This window comes from Mycobacterium kyogaense (genome assembly GCF_036946525.1).
Lineage (GTDB): Bacteria > Actinomycetota > Actinomycetes > Mycobacteriales > Mycobacteriaceae > Mycobacterium > Mycobacterium kyogaense_A.
Genome location: NZ_JAQIIY010000036.1, coordinates 33,588 through 49,624, shown reverse-complemented (window position 1 = coordinate 49,624; position 16,037 = coordinate 33,588). Strand labels below are relative to the sequence as shown.

The following is a 16,037-nucleotide window of genomic DNA, read 5'->3' as shown; positions in this document are numbered from 1 at the left end:
GATATTTGGTACCGGTCTTCTCGGCTGCGATCGCGAGGGTCCTGGGTCATGGCGTCCACCTTGTGTCTCTTGTTAGGAATCAATGTATCAGTAGCGGAAACACCCCGCACATCGAACGGCCGGTGCGAACGTTGTGGCTGTTCGCACCGGCCGGTCGAGTGATTGCTTAGACGGAGGCGAGTTCGTACGACGCCTCGCGGTGGAACGCCGCGTCGATGCCCTTCTCCTCGTCGTCTGGCGAAATGCGAATACCGACAGTCTTTTTCAGCGCATACGCGATGATGCCGGCGACGACGAACGAGTAGACCATGACCGCGCCCGCTGCCACGGCTTGGCGCCACAGCTGGTCGAAGCCACCGCCGTAGAACAGGCCGTTGGTGGCATTGGGCATCGAGTCGCTGGCCAGCAGGCCGATCAGCAGCGTGCCGATGACACCGCCGACGAGGTGCACCCCGACCACGTCGAGGGAGTCGTCATAGCCGAAGCGCTCCTTGAGGCCCACGGCGTACACGCACACCGCGCCGGCGATCGCACCGAGGATGATGGCGCCGACCGGGGTCACCGCGCCACAGGCCGGGGTGATCGCGACCAGGCCGGTGATCGCGCCCGAGGCCGCGCCGACGCCGGTCACGTGACCGTCCTTGATCTTCTCCACGGCGATCCACGCCAGCGTCGCCGCGCAGGTCGCGACGAAGGTGGTCACCATGACGATCGCGGCCGAATTGCCCGCGGCCAGAGCCGAACCACCGTTGAAGGCGTACCAGCCGGCCCACAGCAGGCCGGCACCGAGCAGCGTCAGAGGCACGTTGTGGGGCTTGCGCAGCTGACCCCAGCTCGCCGACTTGCCCAGCACGATGGCGACGGCCAGCGCGGCCGCACCGGCGTTGATGTGCACCGCCGTGCCACCGGCGAAGTCGATCGCCTTGAGCTTGTTGGCGATCCAGCCACCGACGGAGTCCTCGGTGACCACTCCGTCGAACGCGAACACCCAATGGGCGACGGGGAAGTACACCAGCACCGCCCACAGCGTCGCGAAACCCATCCACGCGCCGAACTTCATCCGGTCGGCGACCGCACCGGAGATCAGTGCCACCGTGATGGCGGCGAACAACGCCTGGAAGATCGAGAACAAACTGACCGGCAGGCCGGAGATCGTGGTCTGCGTCTCGAGAAGGTCTTTCATGCCTGCGAATTCGGTCAGGTTGCCGAGGAAGCCGCCGTAGGAGGTGCCGAAGACCATCGAGAATCCGAACAGCACCCACAGCACGCCGACCACGGCGACCGCGCCGAACGTCATCATCATCATGTTGGTCGAGCTCTTGACGGACACCATGCCGCCGTAGAACAACGCGAGACCGGGGATCATCAGCGTGAGGCCGATGATGCAACACAGCATGAACGCGGTCGTCCCTGTATCCATAGACTTCTCCTGCGATTACCGGCTCCGCTGCGGAGCCGTTCACCGACAGTTACCGACGTCTCTGTTACGTGGACTGTTTCCTCAGGTTTCGGCCACGTAACGGATTCGTTCGACTGCGGTTTGATGGCAGCGAGTGTGTGGATTCATTCGCAACACGCCGCAAGAGGCGTATCAGGACGCACATTCGCCTCATCGACGGGTGGATGAGGCTCAGCTCAGCGGCCAGTTCAGCACGATCTCGTTGAGCGGGCGCCGTTCGCGGGGCGCGCGGTCGCGCTCGGCGATCTCGGGGTCGACGTCGGCGTGGTCGCCGAGGCGGCCGACCGCGATCACCATCAACGGGCGCAGCTCGTCGGCCAGATCGAACGCCTCGACGGCACCCTCGGCAGAGAAGCCGGCCATCGGGTGCACCACGAGGCCCCGCGCGACCGCCTCGACCGACAGCATCCCCAGGGCCGACCCCGCGTCGACGCTCGAGTACAGCGCGGTGTTCTCGTCAGGTCCCTGATCGGCACTCAACAGGATCAGGGCGGAGGCCACCTTGGCGTAGCTGTTTCCTCTGCTGAGCAGGCCGGCCAACGTGCCGAACGTCTCGTCACCGCGGCGGCCCACCACGAACCGCACGGGCTGGCGTCGCCCCCACGTCGGCGCCCACCGGGCGGCCTCGAGGAGCGCGATCAGCTCGTCGTCGGAGAGTTGCGCCGTCGGATCGAATGCGCGTGGACTCCAACGAGCAGCGATGGGCGGGTGTACGGGGACCGAGGTCTGGGCCAACCGATCAGGGGACGTCACACCGGCGACGCTACTGGGGCGAATAAATCAGGTGCGCGCAGCCTTTATCCTTGTTCGGGATCTCCCCGGCTGTCTCAACAGTGATGAAAGGTTCTGCAGTGGCGCTCGTCGTACAGAAGTACGGCGGATCCTCGGTGTCCGACGCCGAGCGCATCCGTCGTGTGGCCGAGCGCATCGTCGAGACCAAGAAGGCAGGCAACGACGTCGTCGTCGTGGTCTCGGCAATGGGCGACACCACCGACGAGCTGCTCGACCTGGCCAAACAGGTGTGCCCGGCGCCGCCCGCTCGTGAACTCGACATGCTCCTGACCGCGGGAGAGAGGATCTCGAACGCGCTGGTCGCGATGGCGATCGAGTCGCTCGGCGCCCAGGCCCGCTCCTTCACCGGCTCCCAGGCCGGCGTCGTCACCACCGGTACCCACGGCAACGCCAAGATCATCGACGTCACCCCCACCCGGCTGCGCTCCGCGCTCGACGAGGGCCAGATCGTGCTCGTCGCCGGCTTCCAGGGTGTCAGCCAGGACACCAAGGACGTCACCACCCTGGGCCGCGGCGGCTCCGACACCACTGCTGTCGCCGTCGCAGCGGCCCTCAACGCCGACGTCTGCGAGATCTACACCGACGTCGACGGCATCTTCACCGCTGACCCCCGCATCGTGCCCAACGCCCGGCGCCTGGACACCGTCTCCTTCGAGGAGATGCTCGAGATGGCCGCCGCGGGCGCGAAGGTGCTGATGCTGCGCTGCGTCGAGTACGCCCGCCGGTTCGATTTGCCCATCCACGTCCGCTCGTCGTACTCCGACCGGCCGGGCACCATCGTCAAAGGATCGATCGAGGACATCCCCATGGAAGACGCCATCCTCACCGGAGTAGCCCACGACCGCGGGGAGGCGAAGGTGACCGTCGTCGGCCTGCCCGACGTCCCCGGTTACGCCGCCCAGGTGTTCCGCGCGATCGCCGACACCGACGTCAACATCGACATGGTGTTGCAGAACATCTCCAAGGTCGAAGACGGCAAGACCGACATCACGTTCACGTGCTCGCGGGAGAGCGGGCCGGGCGCGGTGGAGAAACTGACCTCCCTTCAGGACGAGATCGGCTTCACCCGAGTGCTCTACGACGACCACATCGGCAAGGTCTCGCTCATCGGTGCCGGCATGCGCAGCCACCCCGGCGTCACGGCGACGTTCTGCGAGGCACTGGCCAAAGCCGGCATCAACATCGACCTGATCTCCACCTCGGAGATCCGGATCTCGGTGCTGATCAAGGACACCGAACTCGACCGCGCCGTCGCCGCACTGCACGAGGCCTTCGGGCTCGGCGGCGACGAGGAAGCGGTCGTCTACGCGGGAACGGGGCGCTGATGGCCGGCCGAGCGAAGCGACGGGAAAAATAATGGTGCGGATTGGAGTAGTGGGCGCGACCGGCCAGGTCGGTCAGGTCATGCGAACCCTGTTGGCCGAGCGCGACTTTCCGGCCACCGAGGTCCGGTTCTTCGCTTCGTCCCGCTCGGCGGGCAAGAAGCTGGAGTTCCGCGGACAGCAGATCGAGGTCGAGGATTCCGAGACGGCGGACCCGTCCGGTCTGGACATTGCGCTCTTCTCCGCCGGCGCGACGATGTCGCGGGTACAGGCGCCGCGATTCGCCGCGGCGGGCGCGGTCGTGATCGACAACTCGTCGGCGTGGCGCAAGGATCCCGATGTGCCGCTGGTGGTCTCGGAGGTGAACTTCGCGCGCGACGCCGGGACTCGGCCCAAGGGGATCATCGCCAACCCGAACTGCACGACGATGGCCGCGATGCCGGTGCTCAAGCCGCTGCACGAGAAGGCCGGCCTTGTCCGCATGATCGCCTCGACCTACCAGGCGGTGTCGGGAAGTGGGCTCGCCGGGGTGGAGGAACTCTTCGGTCAGGCCAGCGCCGTGGTGTCCGAGAGTCAGGCGCTGGTGCACGACGGCAGCGCACTGCAGTTCCCGGCGCCGAACAAGTACGTGGCGCCGATCGCGTTCAACGTGGTTCCGCTGGCCGGGTCGCTGGTCGACGACGGCTCGGGCGAGACCGACGAGGATCAGAAGCTGCGCAACGAGAGCCGCAAGATCCTCGGTATTCCGGACCTCGCGGTGTCGGGCACGTGTGTGCGCGTGCCGGTCTACACCGGGCACTCGCTGTCGCTGAATGTCGAGTTCGCACAGCCGTTGTCGGCTGCGGAAGCCACCGAGATCCTGTCCGGAGCGCCCGGGGTGACGCTGGTCGACGTCCCGACGCCGCTGGCGGCCGCGGGTACCGACGACTCGCTGGTCGGCCGCATCAGGCAGGACCCGGGTGTGCCGGACGGCCGCGGGTTGGCGCTGTTCGTCTCCGGGGACAACCTGCGAAAAGGCGCGGCGCTGAACACCATTCAGATCGCCGAGCTGCTGGCCGCCCAGCTCTAGTGCGCCGAAACCGACGTTTGGGCGGGTAAGTGCGAGAGAGGGGCGCCATTTCGTCGATCTCGGCGCTGGTGCTCGCCCTCGCCCTCGCTCCCGGAGCGTCGGCCACGCCGGTCGAACTGCCGTTACTGCAGCCCGGGCAGGTGCTCCGCGTCGGCCCGGTGGCCGGAACCGGAACGCCGACAGCCGATTACGGAATCGGCGCGACGGATCTGTGCGAGTTCATGGAGTTCCCTTCCGGCATGCTGCAGGTGTGCGGGGACAGCTTCGCCGGTCAGGGCGTCGGCTTCGGCGGGTGGTACTCACCGATCGCACTGCACGTCGTCGACGGGTCGCTGGATGACCCCGGCGGAGTGCGCTACGACGGGGTGACGGGAATCGGGGCTCCGTTGCTCGCCGACCCGACTCCGCCGGGAACGTCACAGTTGCCCGCGGGCATCGTCGAGATCAACCGCGAGAACTACATGCTCGTCACCACAACCAAGGACCTGCGCCCCCAAACGTCACGTCTCGTGAAAGCCGACGCAGGACAGGGACGTTGGGCGACAGTGCCTGGCTCTGTGCGTGACGCCGCCTATGTCGGCGGCGGGCAGTCCCAGATCAGCGGTTACTACGATCCGATTCCTACTCCTGACTCGCCCCGGGGCTGGGTGTACATCGTCGCGAACAACTTCGATCGCACCGGTCCGCTGACCCTTTACCGGACGCCGCCGCAGACGTTCACGGATCGCGCGGCATGGCAGGCGTGGTCTCCCGTCGGATGGGGCACGCGGCCGGTGCCGCTGTGGGGCGATCGGATCGGCGAGATGAGCGTGCGCCAGATCGACGGGCAGACCGTGCTGTCCTATTTCAACGCCAGCACCGGCAACATGGAGATCCGCGTCGCCGACGATCCGACCCAGCTCGGAACCGCACCGGTCACCACCGTCGTCGTCGCGGCGCCCTGGCCGGAGCAGGCCGACGATCTTCCTGCGCCACAGGACAATCGGCTCGCCCAGCCCTACGGCGGTTATCTCTCGCCCGCGTCGACGCCCGATGCCGTGCGCGTGTTCGTCAGCCAGTGGAACACGACCCCGCGCGGAGGTAGCCCCTATCGGGTCATCCAGTTCGCCGTCAACCCGTTCAAGCCGTCATGATGAGCGACACGGACGCCGACCACACCGCGGCACTCTGGTTCGCGCTGTTGCTGACCTTGGCCAACGGCTCCATCGACGCTTACACCTATCTCGCGCGCGGCGGCGTGTTCGCCAACGTCCAGACCGCCAACGTGATCCTGTTCGCCATCGACGCCTCAGAGGGCAAGACGTCCGCGGCCCTCGCCCACGTGTGGCCCCTGCTGGCCTTCGTCGCCGGCATGCTGCTCGCCTCGCACATCAGGACCGGACGCGCCGAGCGCCACGTTCGGCGGCCGCTGCTGTGGACCATGGCCGTACAGAGCAGCGCCCTGGCCGTGATCGGCCTGGTGCCGGTCTCGGCGCCGCACAACTACGTGACGATTCCGATCTCGTTCCTCGCAGCCATGCAGATGGGGCTGTTCCGCAGAGTCGGCGACCTCGCCTATCTGCCGGTGGCGACGACAGGCAACCTGATGCGGTTCATGGAGGCCGCCTACGACGGCTTCGTCGATCGACAGCCTGCGCAACGCAGAGCCGCCGGTGTGTACGGCGCCCTGATCGCGGCATTCGTCACTGGCGCTCTGATCGGTGCGCTGGCGACGGACCGATGGTCCGCCCGCGCGATCTGGATCGCAGCGGGCCTGCTGGCCGTCACCGTCGTGGTGTTCGCGCTCGATCAACGGCGGCGCACGCACCCAGGCTCATAGTCAATTCACAGGCGATGCTTAACCGGTACTGCGCAACGGGGAGCAGGATCGCCGCATGACCGAGACACCCCCGCCGTCGACGCCCCCGTCATCTCCGTCGTCATCAGGGCCGCCCGACCAGAACGAGCCCGTCACCGCTCCCGTCTTCGCACCGCCGCCGTCCTACTCCGAGCCGCCTCCGATGCAGCCGCAGACCGTCTACGTCGAGCGGTCCAGCCGTCTGACCAAGGTGGCGGCATGGGTCGGCATCGTCGCCGGGTCGTTGTTCATCGTGGTCGTGATCTTCGGCGCCGGCTTCTTCACCGGAAAGGCCGTCGGCGATCACCGTGGCGACAACCGCGGGCACGAGATGATGATGCGCCCGGGGTCGGCCATGTTCCCGATGGGACCGCCGGGAGGGTTCCAGCGCGGGCCGTCCTTCTCGGGTCCCTTCGGTCCGGGACAGATCATCGAGATCCCGCGGCCTCCCGGCGGGGCTCCCGACTCTCCCGATACGCCGACGCCGCCGCGCTGAGGGCGGATTTTCCGCGCGGCTTTGGGGGTATGCGGCGGTGGATTGCGGCGCAGCCCGGCAGCCGCTCAGCCTGAGGAGAGTAGATGTCTGACAAGTACGCGACAACCGACGGCGGGGCGCCGGTCCCCAGCCTCGAGCACTCGCTGACCGTCGGCCCGGACGGGCCCATCCTGCTGCAGGATCACTACCTGCTCGAGCAGATGGCCAACTTCAACCGGGAGCGCATCCCCGAGCGCCAGCCCCATGCCAAAGGCGGCGGCGCCTTCGGCGAGTTCGAGGTCACCCACGACATCAGCGCGTTCACCAAAGCCGCGTTCCTGCAGCCGGGCGTCAAAACCGAGATGGTGGCCCGGTTTTCGACGGTGGCCGGCGAGCGAGGCAGCCCAGACACCTGGCGTGACCCGCGTGGGTTCTCGTTGAAGTTCTACACGTCGGAGGGCAACTTCGACATGGTCGGCAACAACACCCCGGTGTTCTTCCTGCGCGACCCGATGAAGTTCCAGAACTTCATCCGCAGCCAGAAGCGGATGCAGGCGTCCAACTTGCGCGACCACCACATGCAGTGGGATTTCTGGACCCTCTCGCCGGAGTCGGCCCATCAGGTCACGTGGCTGATGGGTGACCGCGGCATCCCGAAGACGTGGCGGCACATGAACGGCTACTCCAGCCACACCTACAGCTGGGTCAATGCCAGCGACGAACTGTTCTGGGTGAAGTACCACTTCAAGACCGACCAGGGCATCGACTACCTGACCCAGGAGGACGCCGACAGGCTGGCCGGTGAGGACGCCGACTACCACCAGCGGGACCTGTTCACCGCGATAGAGGACGGCAACTTCCCGACCTGGACGTTGCACGTGCAGGTCATGCCGTTCGAGGACGCGAAGACCTACCGCTTCAACCCCTTCGACCTCACGAAGGTGTGGCCGCACAGCGACTACCCGCTGCAGCAGGTCGGGAAGATGACGCTGAACCGCAACGTCGTCGACTATCACGCTCAGATGGAGCAGGCCGCGTTCGAGCCGAACAACGTCGTGCCCGGCACGGGGTTGTCACCCGACAAGATGTTGCTCGCGCGCGGCTTCTCCTACGCCGACGCCCACCGGCACCGGCTCGGCGTCAACTACAAGCAGATTCCGGTCAACGAACCCAAGGTCGAGGTGCGCGCCTACTCCAAGGACGGGCCGATGCGCATCCGCAACGTCACCGATCCGGTGTACGCACCCAACTCCATGGGCGGCCCCGAGGCCGATCCGCGGCGGGCGTCGGAAGTGCACTGGGCGTCGGACGGGGACATGGTCCGGGCCGCGTATGCGTTGCGCGCAGAGGACGACGACTGGGGTCAGGCAGGCACTCTGGTGCGGGAGGTGCTCGATGACGACGCGCGAGATCGCCTGGTGCAGAACATCGTCGGGCACGTCTCCGACGGAGTGAAAGAGCCTGTGCTGTCCCGGGTCTTCGAATACTGGCGCAACGTCGATCCCGATCTCGGCAAGAAGGTCGAAGAAGGCGTGCGAGGCGCGTAGTTCCGTCGCGAGCGCACGGTTTCTGACGAGAACCCCGAGAGGGTCTGTCAGAAACCGTGCACTCAGCGCTGGCCCGGGTAGGGCAGAAGCGCCATCTCCCGAGCATTCTTGATCGCCGTGGCGACCTGGCGCTGTTGCTGGACCGTGACACCGGTGACCGTTCGTGAGCGGATCTTTCCGCGCTCGGAGAGGAACTGCCGCAGCGTCGCGGTGTCTTTGTAGTCGACAGCCTCGATCCCCAGGGAAGACAACAGGTTTCGGCGCTTCTTCGCGGGCTCGAGCACCCGCCTCGTCCGCTTCACCAGCTCGACTTCCGGACGCCGGGCAGCTCGCCACGGTGCGCCAGTTCGCGCATCCGCACGCGCGACAGCCCGAACTTGCGGAGGTGACCACGGGGCCGGCCGTCGACGGCGTCCCGGTTGCGCAGCCGCACAGGGCTCGCGTCGCGGGGTTGCCGGTTGAGCTCGACCTGTGCCGCCGCGCGCGCCTCGGGTGATCCGGTGCGGATGACCGCTTTGAGTTCGGCGCGGCGCTCGGCGTAGCGGGCCACCACCTCACGGCGCCGGGCATCGGCCACGATCTTGGATTTCTTCGCCATCAGCGCTCTTCGCGGAAATCGACGTGCCGGCGCGCGACGGGGTCGTACTTGCGCAGGACGATCCGGTCCGGATCGTTGCGCCGGTTCTTGCTCGTGACATAGGTGTAGCCCGTGCCTGCCGTCGAGCGGAGCTTGACGACCGGTCGGATGTCGGTGCTGCGTGCCATCAGATCTTCTTCCCTTCCCGGCGGAGGCGGGCCACCACCGATTCGATGCCGTCGCGGTCGATGGTCTTGATGCCCTTTACGCTGACGTGCAGCGTGATTCGGCGACCTTCTGACGGCAGGTAATAGGTCTTGCGTTGGATGTTGGGGTCCCAGCGCCGGCGCGTGCGGCGGTGTGAATGCGACACCGCGTTGCCGAAGCCGGGAGCGCGACCGGTGACCTGACAGTGAGCGGACACGACGCCTCCTTAATGAAAATCGTTTTCGACAAGATGCACAGCGGACTGTAGCGTGAACGCGTCGTTATTGAAAATCATTCCCGATAAGGAGTCTGCCGATGCGCACCCCCGTCATCGTCGTGGCCGGTCAACACGGCACCGACGACATCGCTCGAGTCCTGCTCGACCGGCCGCGGACCGTGGTGGTCGAGCACTACTTCGACGGGCACGTGGTGCACCGCACGACCGCCTCGATGCAGCGTGGGGTGACGGTGAAGGCCGACGCCGTCCTGGAATTGAGGAACTGCTGCCTCGCGTGCACCGTGCGCGAGGATCTGTTGGCCCATCTGTGTCACCTGCACCGCCGGGGCGGTGTCGAGCGCATCGTGGTGCGCCTCGCCCCGTGGCTGGAACCCGAACCCGTGTGCTTCGCGATCCATCATTCGGCCGCGGCCCGCGAAGTGTCTCTGGCAGCGGTGATCACCGCTGTCGACACCCACACCTGGCTGCGGGAGGCGCTCGGCGAGGACGAATTGGCCGACGGTCGCACCGTGGCGCAGGTGGTCGTCGGGCAGGTCGAATTCGCCGACGTCGTCGTCGCGAGCGCTCCGGAGCCCGAAATGCTCGCTGTGGTGCGCAGACTCGCGCCGCGAGCCCGCGTCACCGTCGGCACCGACCGGCTCGATCTCTCACTCGCCCACCTGGAAGCCGACGCGCGGCGCGGGCGCAGCGACGATCCGCACGCGTCGCTGCTGGGTGGGCAACCGCCGTTGGACACCGACGGTCGAGTCGGGCTGGTCGAGTTCACCACGCGACGTCCATTCCATCCCGAACGCCTGCACGACGCAGTCGACGTCCTGCTCGACGGCGTGATCCGCACCCGCGGGCGGCTCTGGTTGGCCAACCGGCCCGACCGGGTGATGTGGTTGGAGTCTGCCGGCGGCGGACTTCGGGTGAGCAACGGAGGAAAGTGGTTGGCTGCGATGACATCTCGTGAGGTTGCTTACGTCAATCCGGAACGACGGGCGATGGCGGACCTGATGTGGCATCCGCGCCACGGCGACCGGCACACCTCGTTGGCGGTGCTGATCTGCGGTGCGCAGGCCGCGGACGTCACGCGATCACTTCGCGACGCGGTGCTCACCGACGCCGAGATGGACCGCGCGCACGAATGGTCCAGCTACGCAGATCCTTTCGGGGACTGGCACGCCGACCCCTGCGGGGACGCCGTGTCCGCGGCACCGACCGAGCGCGAAGGCCGCGCTGACGGCTGAGCCGGCGTTCAGCGTTCCGAGTCGAGCGACGCCATGTGCGCGGCGGGGTAGCGGTCACCGGCCACCTGGTCCGCCGGCACCGCGGACTCGATACGGGCCAGCTGGGCCTCGGTCAATGCCACATCGGCAGCACCGAGGGCCTCCTGCAGCCGGATGCGTGTGCGCGCACCGACCAACGCGACGACGTCGGTGCCCCGGGCGATCACCCAGGCGATAGCGGCCTGCGCCACCGAGATGCCGAGCTCGTCAGCCACCGTACGCAGCGCATCGACCAAATTCAGGTTGTGCGTGAGGTTTTCGCCGGAGAACCTCGGACTGAGTGTCCGCATGTCGCCGGCGCCGCTCCCGGCCGCCGTCCAGTGCCCGCCGAGAAGCCCTCGGGCCAGAACGCCGTAGGCAGTGACGCCGATACCGAGTTCCCGACAGGTCGCGAGGATGTCGCGTTCGACACCGCGGGAGGCCAGCGAGTACTCGATCTGCAGATCGGAGATCGGCCGCACCGCTGCGGCCCGGCGGAGGGTGTCCGCCCCGACTTCCGAGAGTCCGATGTGCCGAACGTAGCCGCCGTCGACGAGTTCGCCGATGGCACCCACGGTGTCCTCGATCGGCACGGCCGGGTCCAGACGCGCAGGCCGGTAGATGTCGATGTGGTCGACGCCCAGCCGCTGCAGGGAATATGCCGCGGCGGCTTTCACCGATGCTGGGCGAGCATCGAATCCGACCCAGGAGCCGTCGGGCCCGAGTTGTCCCCCGAACTTGACGCTCAGCTGACACGCGTCGCGCGGCACGGTCCGCAGCGCCTCGGACAGCAGCAGCTCGTTGTGGCCCATCCCGTAAAAATCTCCGGTGTCCAGCAGCGTGATTCCGGCGTCGAGGGCCGCCCGGACGGTCGCCACGCTCTCCGCCCGGTCGGCGTGGCCGTAGGCCCCCGACATACCCATGCACCCGAGCCCGAGCGCCGACGTGGTCAGTGTGCCAAGTGTGGTGGTTCGCATGACCTCACTGTCGACGGAACTCGGCGGGACAACCACGGCACGTTCTGCCGGGGACTCGGAGTCCCTGGCAGAACGGCGACGTCGCGACGACAATTTCCCCATGGATCGCGACGCTCTCGCCGGCTTCCTGCGCCGCCGTCGAGAGGCCATCACGCCGGCCGAGGTCGGCCTGCCCGACGGAGTGCGTCGTCGCACCGCAGGACTGCGGCGCGAGGAGGTGGCCCAGCTGGCGGGAATGTCGGCGGACTACTACGGCCGGCTGGAGCAGGGCAGGAGCACCCAACCGTCCACCCAGATGATTCGGGCAATGGCGCGGGCGCTCCGACTCTCCGACGACGAGACCGACCATCTCCACCACCTCGCAGGTCACGCCGCACCCGATCGCGGGAGCCGGTCGATGCACGTCGGTCCCGCGTTGATGTTCGTGCTCGACCAACTTCGCGACGCAGCCGCATTCGTCACCTCGGACACCTACGTGGTGCTGGCGCAGAACGATCTCGCGACGGTGCTGATGGGTGATCTCGTCGACGCGCACGCCCTCACTGGCCTCTCGGCCAGCATGAGCTACCGGTGGTTCACCGAGCCGCAGATGCGTGAGCGGGTCCCACCGCACGAGCGCCACGAGCACAGTCGGATCATGGTGGCCGACCTTCGCGCGGTGTGGGCGCGTCGGCGTACCGACCCGGACGTCAGGGAACTCGTCGACGCTCTCCGGAAGCAGAGTTCGGAGTTCGCCGAACTGTGGGAGCTCCACGAGGTGGCCGTCCGTCGGATGCAGCGCAAGACATTTCTCACCACCGTCGGCCCACTCACCCTGGATTGCGAGGTCCTGGCGGCGACCCACGGGCAGAAGCTGGTGGTGCTCACACCCCCGCCCGGGTCCGCGGCGCTGCAGAACCTACGGCTGTTGAGCGTCGTCGGACCCGCCCCGTCGCAGCTGGCATGATCGGGTGAATGACCATCGCGAAAGCGATCGCCGCCGCCGCAGCCGCAGGTCTCGCCCTGGCCGCCCCTGCCGCCGCCCGGCCCTCTGATCCCGGAGTGGTGAACTACGCCGTACTGAACAAGGGTTCGGTCGGCAACATCGTGGGCGCTCGGCTGGGCGCCGAGACGACGTTCACCGCGCCCTTCCAGGCGTACTGGGTGGACAATCCGGTGTGCAACAACTGGGCCGACATCGGGTTGCCCGAGGTGTACCTGGATCCCGACCTCGCCGCGTTCAGCGGCGCGACGGCGCAGGAATCCCCGTCGGACATGACCCACTTCGTCAAACAGGCGGTCGGCGTCTTCGCCACCGCGGACGCGGCCGGGCGCGCCTACCACCGAGTCGTCGATCGGACCGTCGGTTGCAGCGGGCAGACCACCGCGATGCACCTGGACGACGGCAGCACCCAGGTGTGGAGTTTCACGGGCGGGCCCGCGGGCGCCGCGCAGGCGGACTGGGTCAAGCAGGAGGCAGGCACCGACCGGCGGTGCTTCGTCACCACCCGGTTGCGGGAGAACGTGCTGCTGCAGGCCAAGGTGTGCCAGTCGGGCAACGGCGGACCCGCGGTCAACGTGCTCGCCGGCGCGATGCAGAACACGCTCGGCCAGTAACGCTGCGCGCTCGACAGGGCACGTCATAGGTGTGTCACGGCGCGGACGGGGAATTGTCGGTGCGGTCTGGAAGATAAAAGGGAAGACTTCTGACGCAGATCGCCAACGATGGAAAGAGGGCGGCTGATATGGCCCGCACCATGCCGTGCGACGTTTCGCCCGGCGATACTCTGGCCAGCGCCGAAGCTGCTGCCGAGCGCCTCGCCGCCAGCTGCCTCGTCGACGGGCCGGTCGGCGGGGTCGGCCTCGAGGTCGAGGCGCACTGCTTCGTCTTGGCCGATCCGGGGCGCCGTCCCAGCTGGGACGAGCTGACCGCGACCATCGCGACCCTGCCTCCGCTTCCCGGCGGCAGCGTGGTCACTGTCGAGCCCGGCGGCGCGGTCGAGCTGTCGGGGCCGCCAGCGGCCGATCCCGCTACGGCGATCGCGGCGATGCGGTCCGATCGAGCAGCGCTGCGCGCGGCGTTCCTACAGGCGGGCCTGGGGCTGGTGCTGCTCGGCGCCGATCCGTTGCGACCCCCGGGTCGGGTCAACCCCGGTGGCCGCTATCAGGCCATGGAGCGTTTCTTCTCGACCAGCGGCACCGGGGAGGCCGGGGCGGCGATGATGACGTCCACGGCCTCGATCCAGGTCAATCTCGAGGCCGGCCTGCGGCAGCAGTGGGCCGAGCGGGTGCGGCTGGCACACGCGCTGGGCCCGGTGATGATCGCGGTCGCGGCGAACTCGCCGGTGCTCGCCGGCGCCTTCACCGGGTGGCAGTCCAGTCGGCAGCGGGTGTGGGGGCAGCTCGACTCCGCGCGATGTGGGCCCGTGCTCGGCGTCAGCGGAGACGACCCGGCCAGCGACTGGGCGCGTTACGCGCTGCGGGCGCCGGTGATGCTGGTGCACACCCCCGACCCGGAGCCGGTCACCGAATGGGTGCCGTTCGCGGACTGGGCCGACGGTCGGGTTCTTCTCGGCGGTCGGCGGCCCACCAAGGCCGATCTCGACTACCACCTGACCACGCTGTTCCCGCCGGTGCGTCCGCGCGGCTTCCTGGAGATCCGCTACCTGGACAGCGTGCCCGACGCGTTGTGGCCGGCGGTGGCGTGGACGCTGGCGACACTGCTCGACGACCCGGCCGCCGCCGACATCGCGGCCGACGCCACCGAGGAGGTCGCGATGGAGTGGGATCGCGCGGCCCGGGTCGGTCTGGCTGATCGGCACCTGCACGCGGCCGCGCTGACGTGCGTTATCGCCGCGGCCGAGCGGGCACCGGCGGAACTGACGGAATCGATGGAGGTGTTGGTGCGTTCGGTCGAGCGGGGTCGCTGCGCCGCCGACGACTTCGCCGACCGCGTGGTGGCCTCCGGCATCGCTGCCGCGGTCACCCACCTGGCAGAAGGGGAACAGTGACGACGCGCGAGGTACTGGCCGAGGAACTGACCGTCGCCCGCGACCGCACCCTGCGGCTGGTCGACTTCGACGACGCGGAGGTGCGTCGGCAATACGACCCCCTGATGAGCCCGCTGATCTGGGATCTCGCGCACATCGGCCAGCAGGAGGAGCTGTGGCTGCTGCGGGGCGGCAACCCCGACCGGCCCGGCATGCTGTCGCGTGAGGTCGACCAGCTCTACGACGCGTTCGTGCATTCGCGAGCCAGCCGCGTGAACCTGCCCCTGCTGCCGCCCGCCGACGCGCGCGCGTACTGCACCACGGTGCGAAACAAGGTCCTCGACGTGCTGGACACGATGTCCGACGACCATCCCGAGGCCTTCACGTTCGGCATGGTAGCCAGCCACGAGAACCAGCACGACGAGACCATGCTGCAGGCACTGAACCTGCGCTCGGGTGCGCCGCTGCTCGACCGCGGCGCGGCGCTGCCTGCGGGTCGCGCCGGGCTCGCCGGGACGTGGGTCGACGTGCCGGCCGGCGAGTTCGTGATGGGTGTCGACGCGGCCGCTGAACCCTTTTCGCTGGACAACGAGCGACCAGCACACACCGTCGACGTGCCGGCGTTCCGCATCGGTCGAGTTCCCGTCTCCAACGGCGAATGGCAACAGTTCATCGACGACGGCGGATACGACCAGCGGCGCTGGTGGTCCGACGCCGGCTGGGCCTATCGGCAGCAGGCCGGGATCACCGCGCCTCAGTTCTGGAACACCGGGGCGCTGGCCGGAACTCGCACCCGATTCGGCCACGTGGAGGACATTCCGGCCGACGAACCCGTCCAGCACGTCGACTTCCACGAAGCGCAGGCGTACGCGGCCTGGGCAGGTGCCCGGCTGCCCACCGAGGCCGAATGGGAGAAAGCGTGCGCGTGGGACCCGGGCGCGCTGCGGCGCCGGCGCTACCCCTGGGGTTCGGACGCGCCGACGGCCGATCGAGCCAACCTCGGTGGCGCCGCGCTGCGGCCCGCGCCGGTCGGCGCCTATCCGTCCGGCGCCTCGGCCTATGGCGCCGAACAGATGCTCGGCGACGTGTGGGAGTGGACCACCTCGACGCTGCGGCCGTGGCCGGGCTTCACGCCGATGGTGTACGAGCAGTACTCGAGCCCCTTCTTCGACGGGATCACCTCGGGTGAGTACCGCGTGCTGCGCGGCGGCTCGTGGGCGGTGGCGCCCGGCATTCTGCGACCGAGCTTCCGTAACTGGGACCACCCGATCCGCAGGCAGATCTTCTCGGGTGTGCGATTGGCCCGGGATGTGTAGGG

Annotated in this window: 18 protein-coding genes; 11 read left to right on the top strand and 7 right to left on the bottom strand. The window is 68.1% G+C overall.

The window, feature by feature from the left end:
• Positions 1–166: 166 nt before the first annotated feature.
• Both PGN37_RS25060 and PGN37_RS25055 read right to left on the bottom strand, forming a co-directional pair.
• Entirely contained in the window at positions 167–1,420 is a 1,254-nt protein-coding gene (locus tag PGN37_RS25060) for an ammonium transporter (protein WP_335333681.1), read from the bottom strand.
• 210 nt (positions 1,421–1,630) lie between these two features.
• Complete coding sequence (locus tag PGN37_RS25055; RefSeq protein ID WP_335333680.1) at positions 1,631–2,212, bottom strand: nitroreductase family protein; 582 nt, start codon at positions 2,210–2,212, stop codon at positions 1,631–1,633.
• 98 nt (positions 2,213–2,310) lie between these two features.
• On the opposite strand from PGN37_RS25055, the gene PGN37_RS25050 reads away from it, so the two are divergent.
• From PGN37_RS25050 to PGN37_RS25025, 6 genes are all read left to right on the top strand, one after another.
• Positions 2,311–3,576, top strand: a complete 1,266-nt coding sequence (locus PGN37_RS25050) for an aspartate kinase (protein ID WP_335333679.1) — start codon at positions 2,311–2,313, stop codon at positions 3,574–3,576.
• 31 nt (positions 3,577–3,607) lie between these two features.
• Entirely contained in the window at positions 3,608–4,642 is a 1,035-nt protein-coding gene (locus tag PGN37_RS25045; protein ID WP_442933021.1) for an aspartate-semialdehyde dehydrogenase, read from the top strand.
• Positions 4,643–4,707: 65 nt separating this feature from the next.
• A complete protein-coding gene (locus PGN37_RS25040) occupies positions 4,708–5,775 on the top strand; it encodes a DUF4185 domain-containing protein (protein ID WP_335333684.1) in 1,068 nt (355 codons plus the stop codon).
• A complete protein-coding gene (locus PGN37_RS25035) occupies positions 5,775–6,461 on the top strand; it encodes a YoaK family protein (protein ID WP_442933020.1) in 687 nt (228 codons plus the stop codon). Before PGN37_RS25040 ends, PGN37_RS25035 begins: the two co-directional genes overlap by 1 nt.
• Positions 6,462–6,516: 55 nt before the next feature.
• The gene (locus PGN37_RS25030; protein WP_335329015.1) at positions 6,517–6,975 is read left to right on the top strand and encodes a hypothetical protein; all 459 of its coding nucleotides are present in this window, start codon (positions 6,517–6,519) and stop codon (positions 6,973–6,975) included.
• Positions 6,976–7,058: 83 nt separating this feature from the next.
• On the top strand, positions 7,059–8,501 hold the full coding sequence (locus PGN37_RS25025) for a catalase (protein WP_335333677.1): 1,443 nt from the start codon (positions 7,059–7,061) through the stop codon (positions 8,499–8,501).
• A 62-nt stretch (positions 8,502–8,563) separates the two neighbouring features.
• Here PGN37_RS25025 and rpsR read toward each other — a convergent pair whose 3' ends face one another.
• The 4 genes from rpsR to rpmB are packed head-to-tail and all read right to left on the bottom strand — an operon-like array spanning position 8,564 to position 9,502.
• Entirely contained in the window at positions 8,564–8,803 is a 240-nt protein-coding gene (gene rpsR / locus PGN37_RS25020; protein ID WP_335329013.1) for a 30S ribosomal protein S18, read from the bottom strand.
• Positions 8,800–9,099, bottom strand: a complete 300-nt coding sequence (rpsN, locus tag PGN37_RS25015) for a 30S ribosomal protein S14 (protein WP_335333676.1) — start codon at positions 9,097–9,099, stop codon at positions 8,800–8,802. Before rpsN ends, rpsR begins: the two co-directional genes overlap by 4 nt.
• A complete protein-coding gene (gene rpmG, locus PGN37_RS25010) occupies positions 9,099–9,266 on the bottom strand; it encodes a 50S ribosomal protein L33 (RefSeq protein ID WP_335333675.1) in 168 nt (55 codons plus the stop codon). Before rpmG ends, rpsN begins: the two co-directional genes overlap by 1 nt.
• On the bottom strand, positions 9,266–9,502 hold the full coding sequence (gene rpmB / locus PGN37_RS25005; RefSeq protein ID WP_335333674.1) for a 50S ribosomal protein L28: 237 nt from the start codon (positions 9,500–9,502) through the stop codon (positions 9,266–9,268). Before rpmB ends, rpmG begins: the two co-directional genes overlap by 1 nt.
• Positions 9,503–9,600: 98 nt before the next feature.
• On the opposite strand from rpmB, the gene mrf reads away from it, so the two are divergent.
• Positions 9,601–10,755 (top strand): ribosome hibernation factor-recruiting GTPase MRF, encoded by a 1,155-nt coding sequence (mrf, locus tag PGN37_RS25000; protein WP_335333673.1) that lies wholly within the window; start codon positions 9,601–9,603, stop codon positions 10,753–10,755.
• Between the two features lie 8 nt (positions 10,756–10,763).
• Here the strand turns inward: mrf and PGN37_RS24995 are convergent, their stop codons facing one another.
• Positions 10,764–11,750, bottom strand: coding sequence for an aldo/keto reductase (locus PGN37_RS24995; protein WP_335333672.1), 987 nt, complete (start codon positions 11,748–11,750; stop codon positions 10,764–10,766).
• Here PGN37_RS24995 and PGN37_RS24990 point away from each other — a divergent pair.
• The 4 genes from PGN37_RS24990 to egtB all read left to right on the top strand — a co-directional run bounded on the left by PGN37_RS24990 (position 11,749) and on the right by egtB (position 16,035).
• Complete coding sequence (locus PGN37_RS24990) at positions 11,749–12,696, top strand: helix-turn-helix transcriptional regulator (RefSeq protein ID WP_442933019.1); 948 nt, start codon at positions 11,749–11,751, stop codon at positions 12,694–12,696. The genes PGN37_RS24995 and PGN37_RS24990 overlap by 2 nt on opposite strands.
• An 8-nt stretch (positions 12,697–12,704) precedes the next feature.
• Positions 12,705–13,346 carry a sensor domain-containing protein gene (locus PGN37_RS24985; protein ID WP_335333671.1) on the top strand — a complete coding sequence of 214 codons (642 nt, stop codon included), beginning with the start codon at positions 12,705–12,707 and terminating at the stop codon, positions 13,344–13,346.
• 140 nt (positions 13,347–13,486) lie between these two features.
• Positions 13,487–14,740: an ergothioneine biosynthesis glutamate--cysteine ligase EgtA gene (egtA, locus tag PGN37_RS24980; RefSeq protein WP_335333670.1), complete on the top strand. Its 1,254-nt coding sequence runs from the start codon at positions 13,487–13,489 to the stop codon at positions 14,738–14,740.
• Positions 14,737–16,035, top strand: coding sequence for an ergothioneine biosynthesis protein EgtB (gene egtB / locus PGN37_RS24975; RefSeq protein WP_335333669.1), 1,299 nt, complete (start codon positions 14,737–14,739; stop codon positions 16,033–16,035). The genes egtA and egtB overlap by 4 nt, the downstream gene beginning before the upstream one ends.
• Positions 16,036–16,037: the final 2 nt, after the last annotated feature.

Excerpts from the sequence above, each read along its gene's own strand:
- PGN37_RS25030 (WP_335329015.1), top strand. The coding sequence starts at position 6,517 with ATGACCGAGACACCCCCGCCGTCGACGCCCCCGTCATCTCCGTCGTCA.
- egtA (WP_335333670.1), top strand. The coding sequence starts at position 13,487 with ATGCCGTGCGACGTTTCGCCCGGCGATACTCTGGCCAGCGCCGAAGCT.
- PGN37_RS25025 (WP_335333677.1), top strand. The coding sequence starts at position 7,059 with ATGTCTGACAAGTACGCGACAACCGACGGCGGGGCGCCGGTCCCCAGC.
- mrf (WP_335333673.1), top strand. The coding sequence starts at position 9,601 with ATGCGCACCCCCGTCATCGTCGTGGCCGGTCAACACGGCACCGACGAC.
- PGN37_RS25060 (WP_335333681.1), bottom strand. The coding sequence starts at position 1,420 with ATGGATACAGGGACGACCGCGTTCATGCTGTGTTGCATCATCGGCCTC.
- PGN37_RS24995 (WP_335333672.1), bottom strand. The coding sequence starts at position 11,750 with ATGCGAACCACCACACTTGGCACACTGACCACGTCGGCGCTCGGGCTC.
- rpmG (WP_335333675.1), bottom strand. The coding sequence starts at position 9,266 with ATGGCACGCAGCACCGACATCCGACCGGTCGTCAAGCTCCGCTCGACG.
- PGN37_RS24990 (WP_442933019.1), top strand. The coding sequence starts at position 11,749 with ATGACCTCACTGTCGACGGAACTCGGCGGGACAACCACGGCACGTTCT.
- PGN37_RS24985 (WP_335333671.1), top strand. The coding sequence starts at position 12,705 with ATGACCATCGCGAAAGCGATCGCCGCCGCCGCAGCCGCAGGTCTCGCC.
- PGN37_RS25045 (WP_442933021.1), top strand. The coding sequence starts at position 3,608 with ATGGTGCGGATTGGAGTAGTGGGCGCGACCGGCCAGGTCGGTCAGGTC.
- PGN37_RS25035 (WP_442933020.1), top strand. The coding sequence starts at position 5,775 with ATGAGCGACACGGACGCCGACCACACCGCGGCACTCTGGTTCGCGCTG.
- rpsN (WP_335333676.1), bottom strand. The coding sequence starts at position 9,099 with ATGGCGAAGAAATCCAAGATCGTGGCCGATGCCCGGCGCCGTGAGGTG.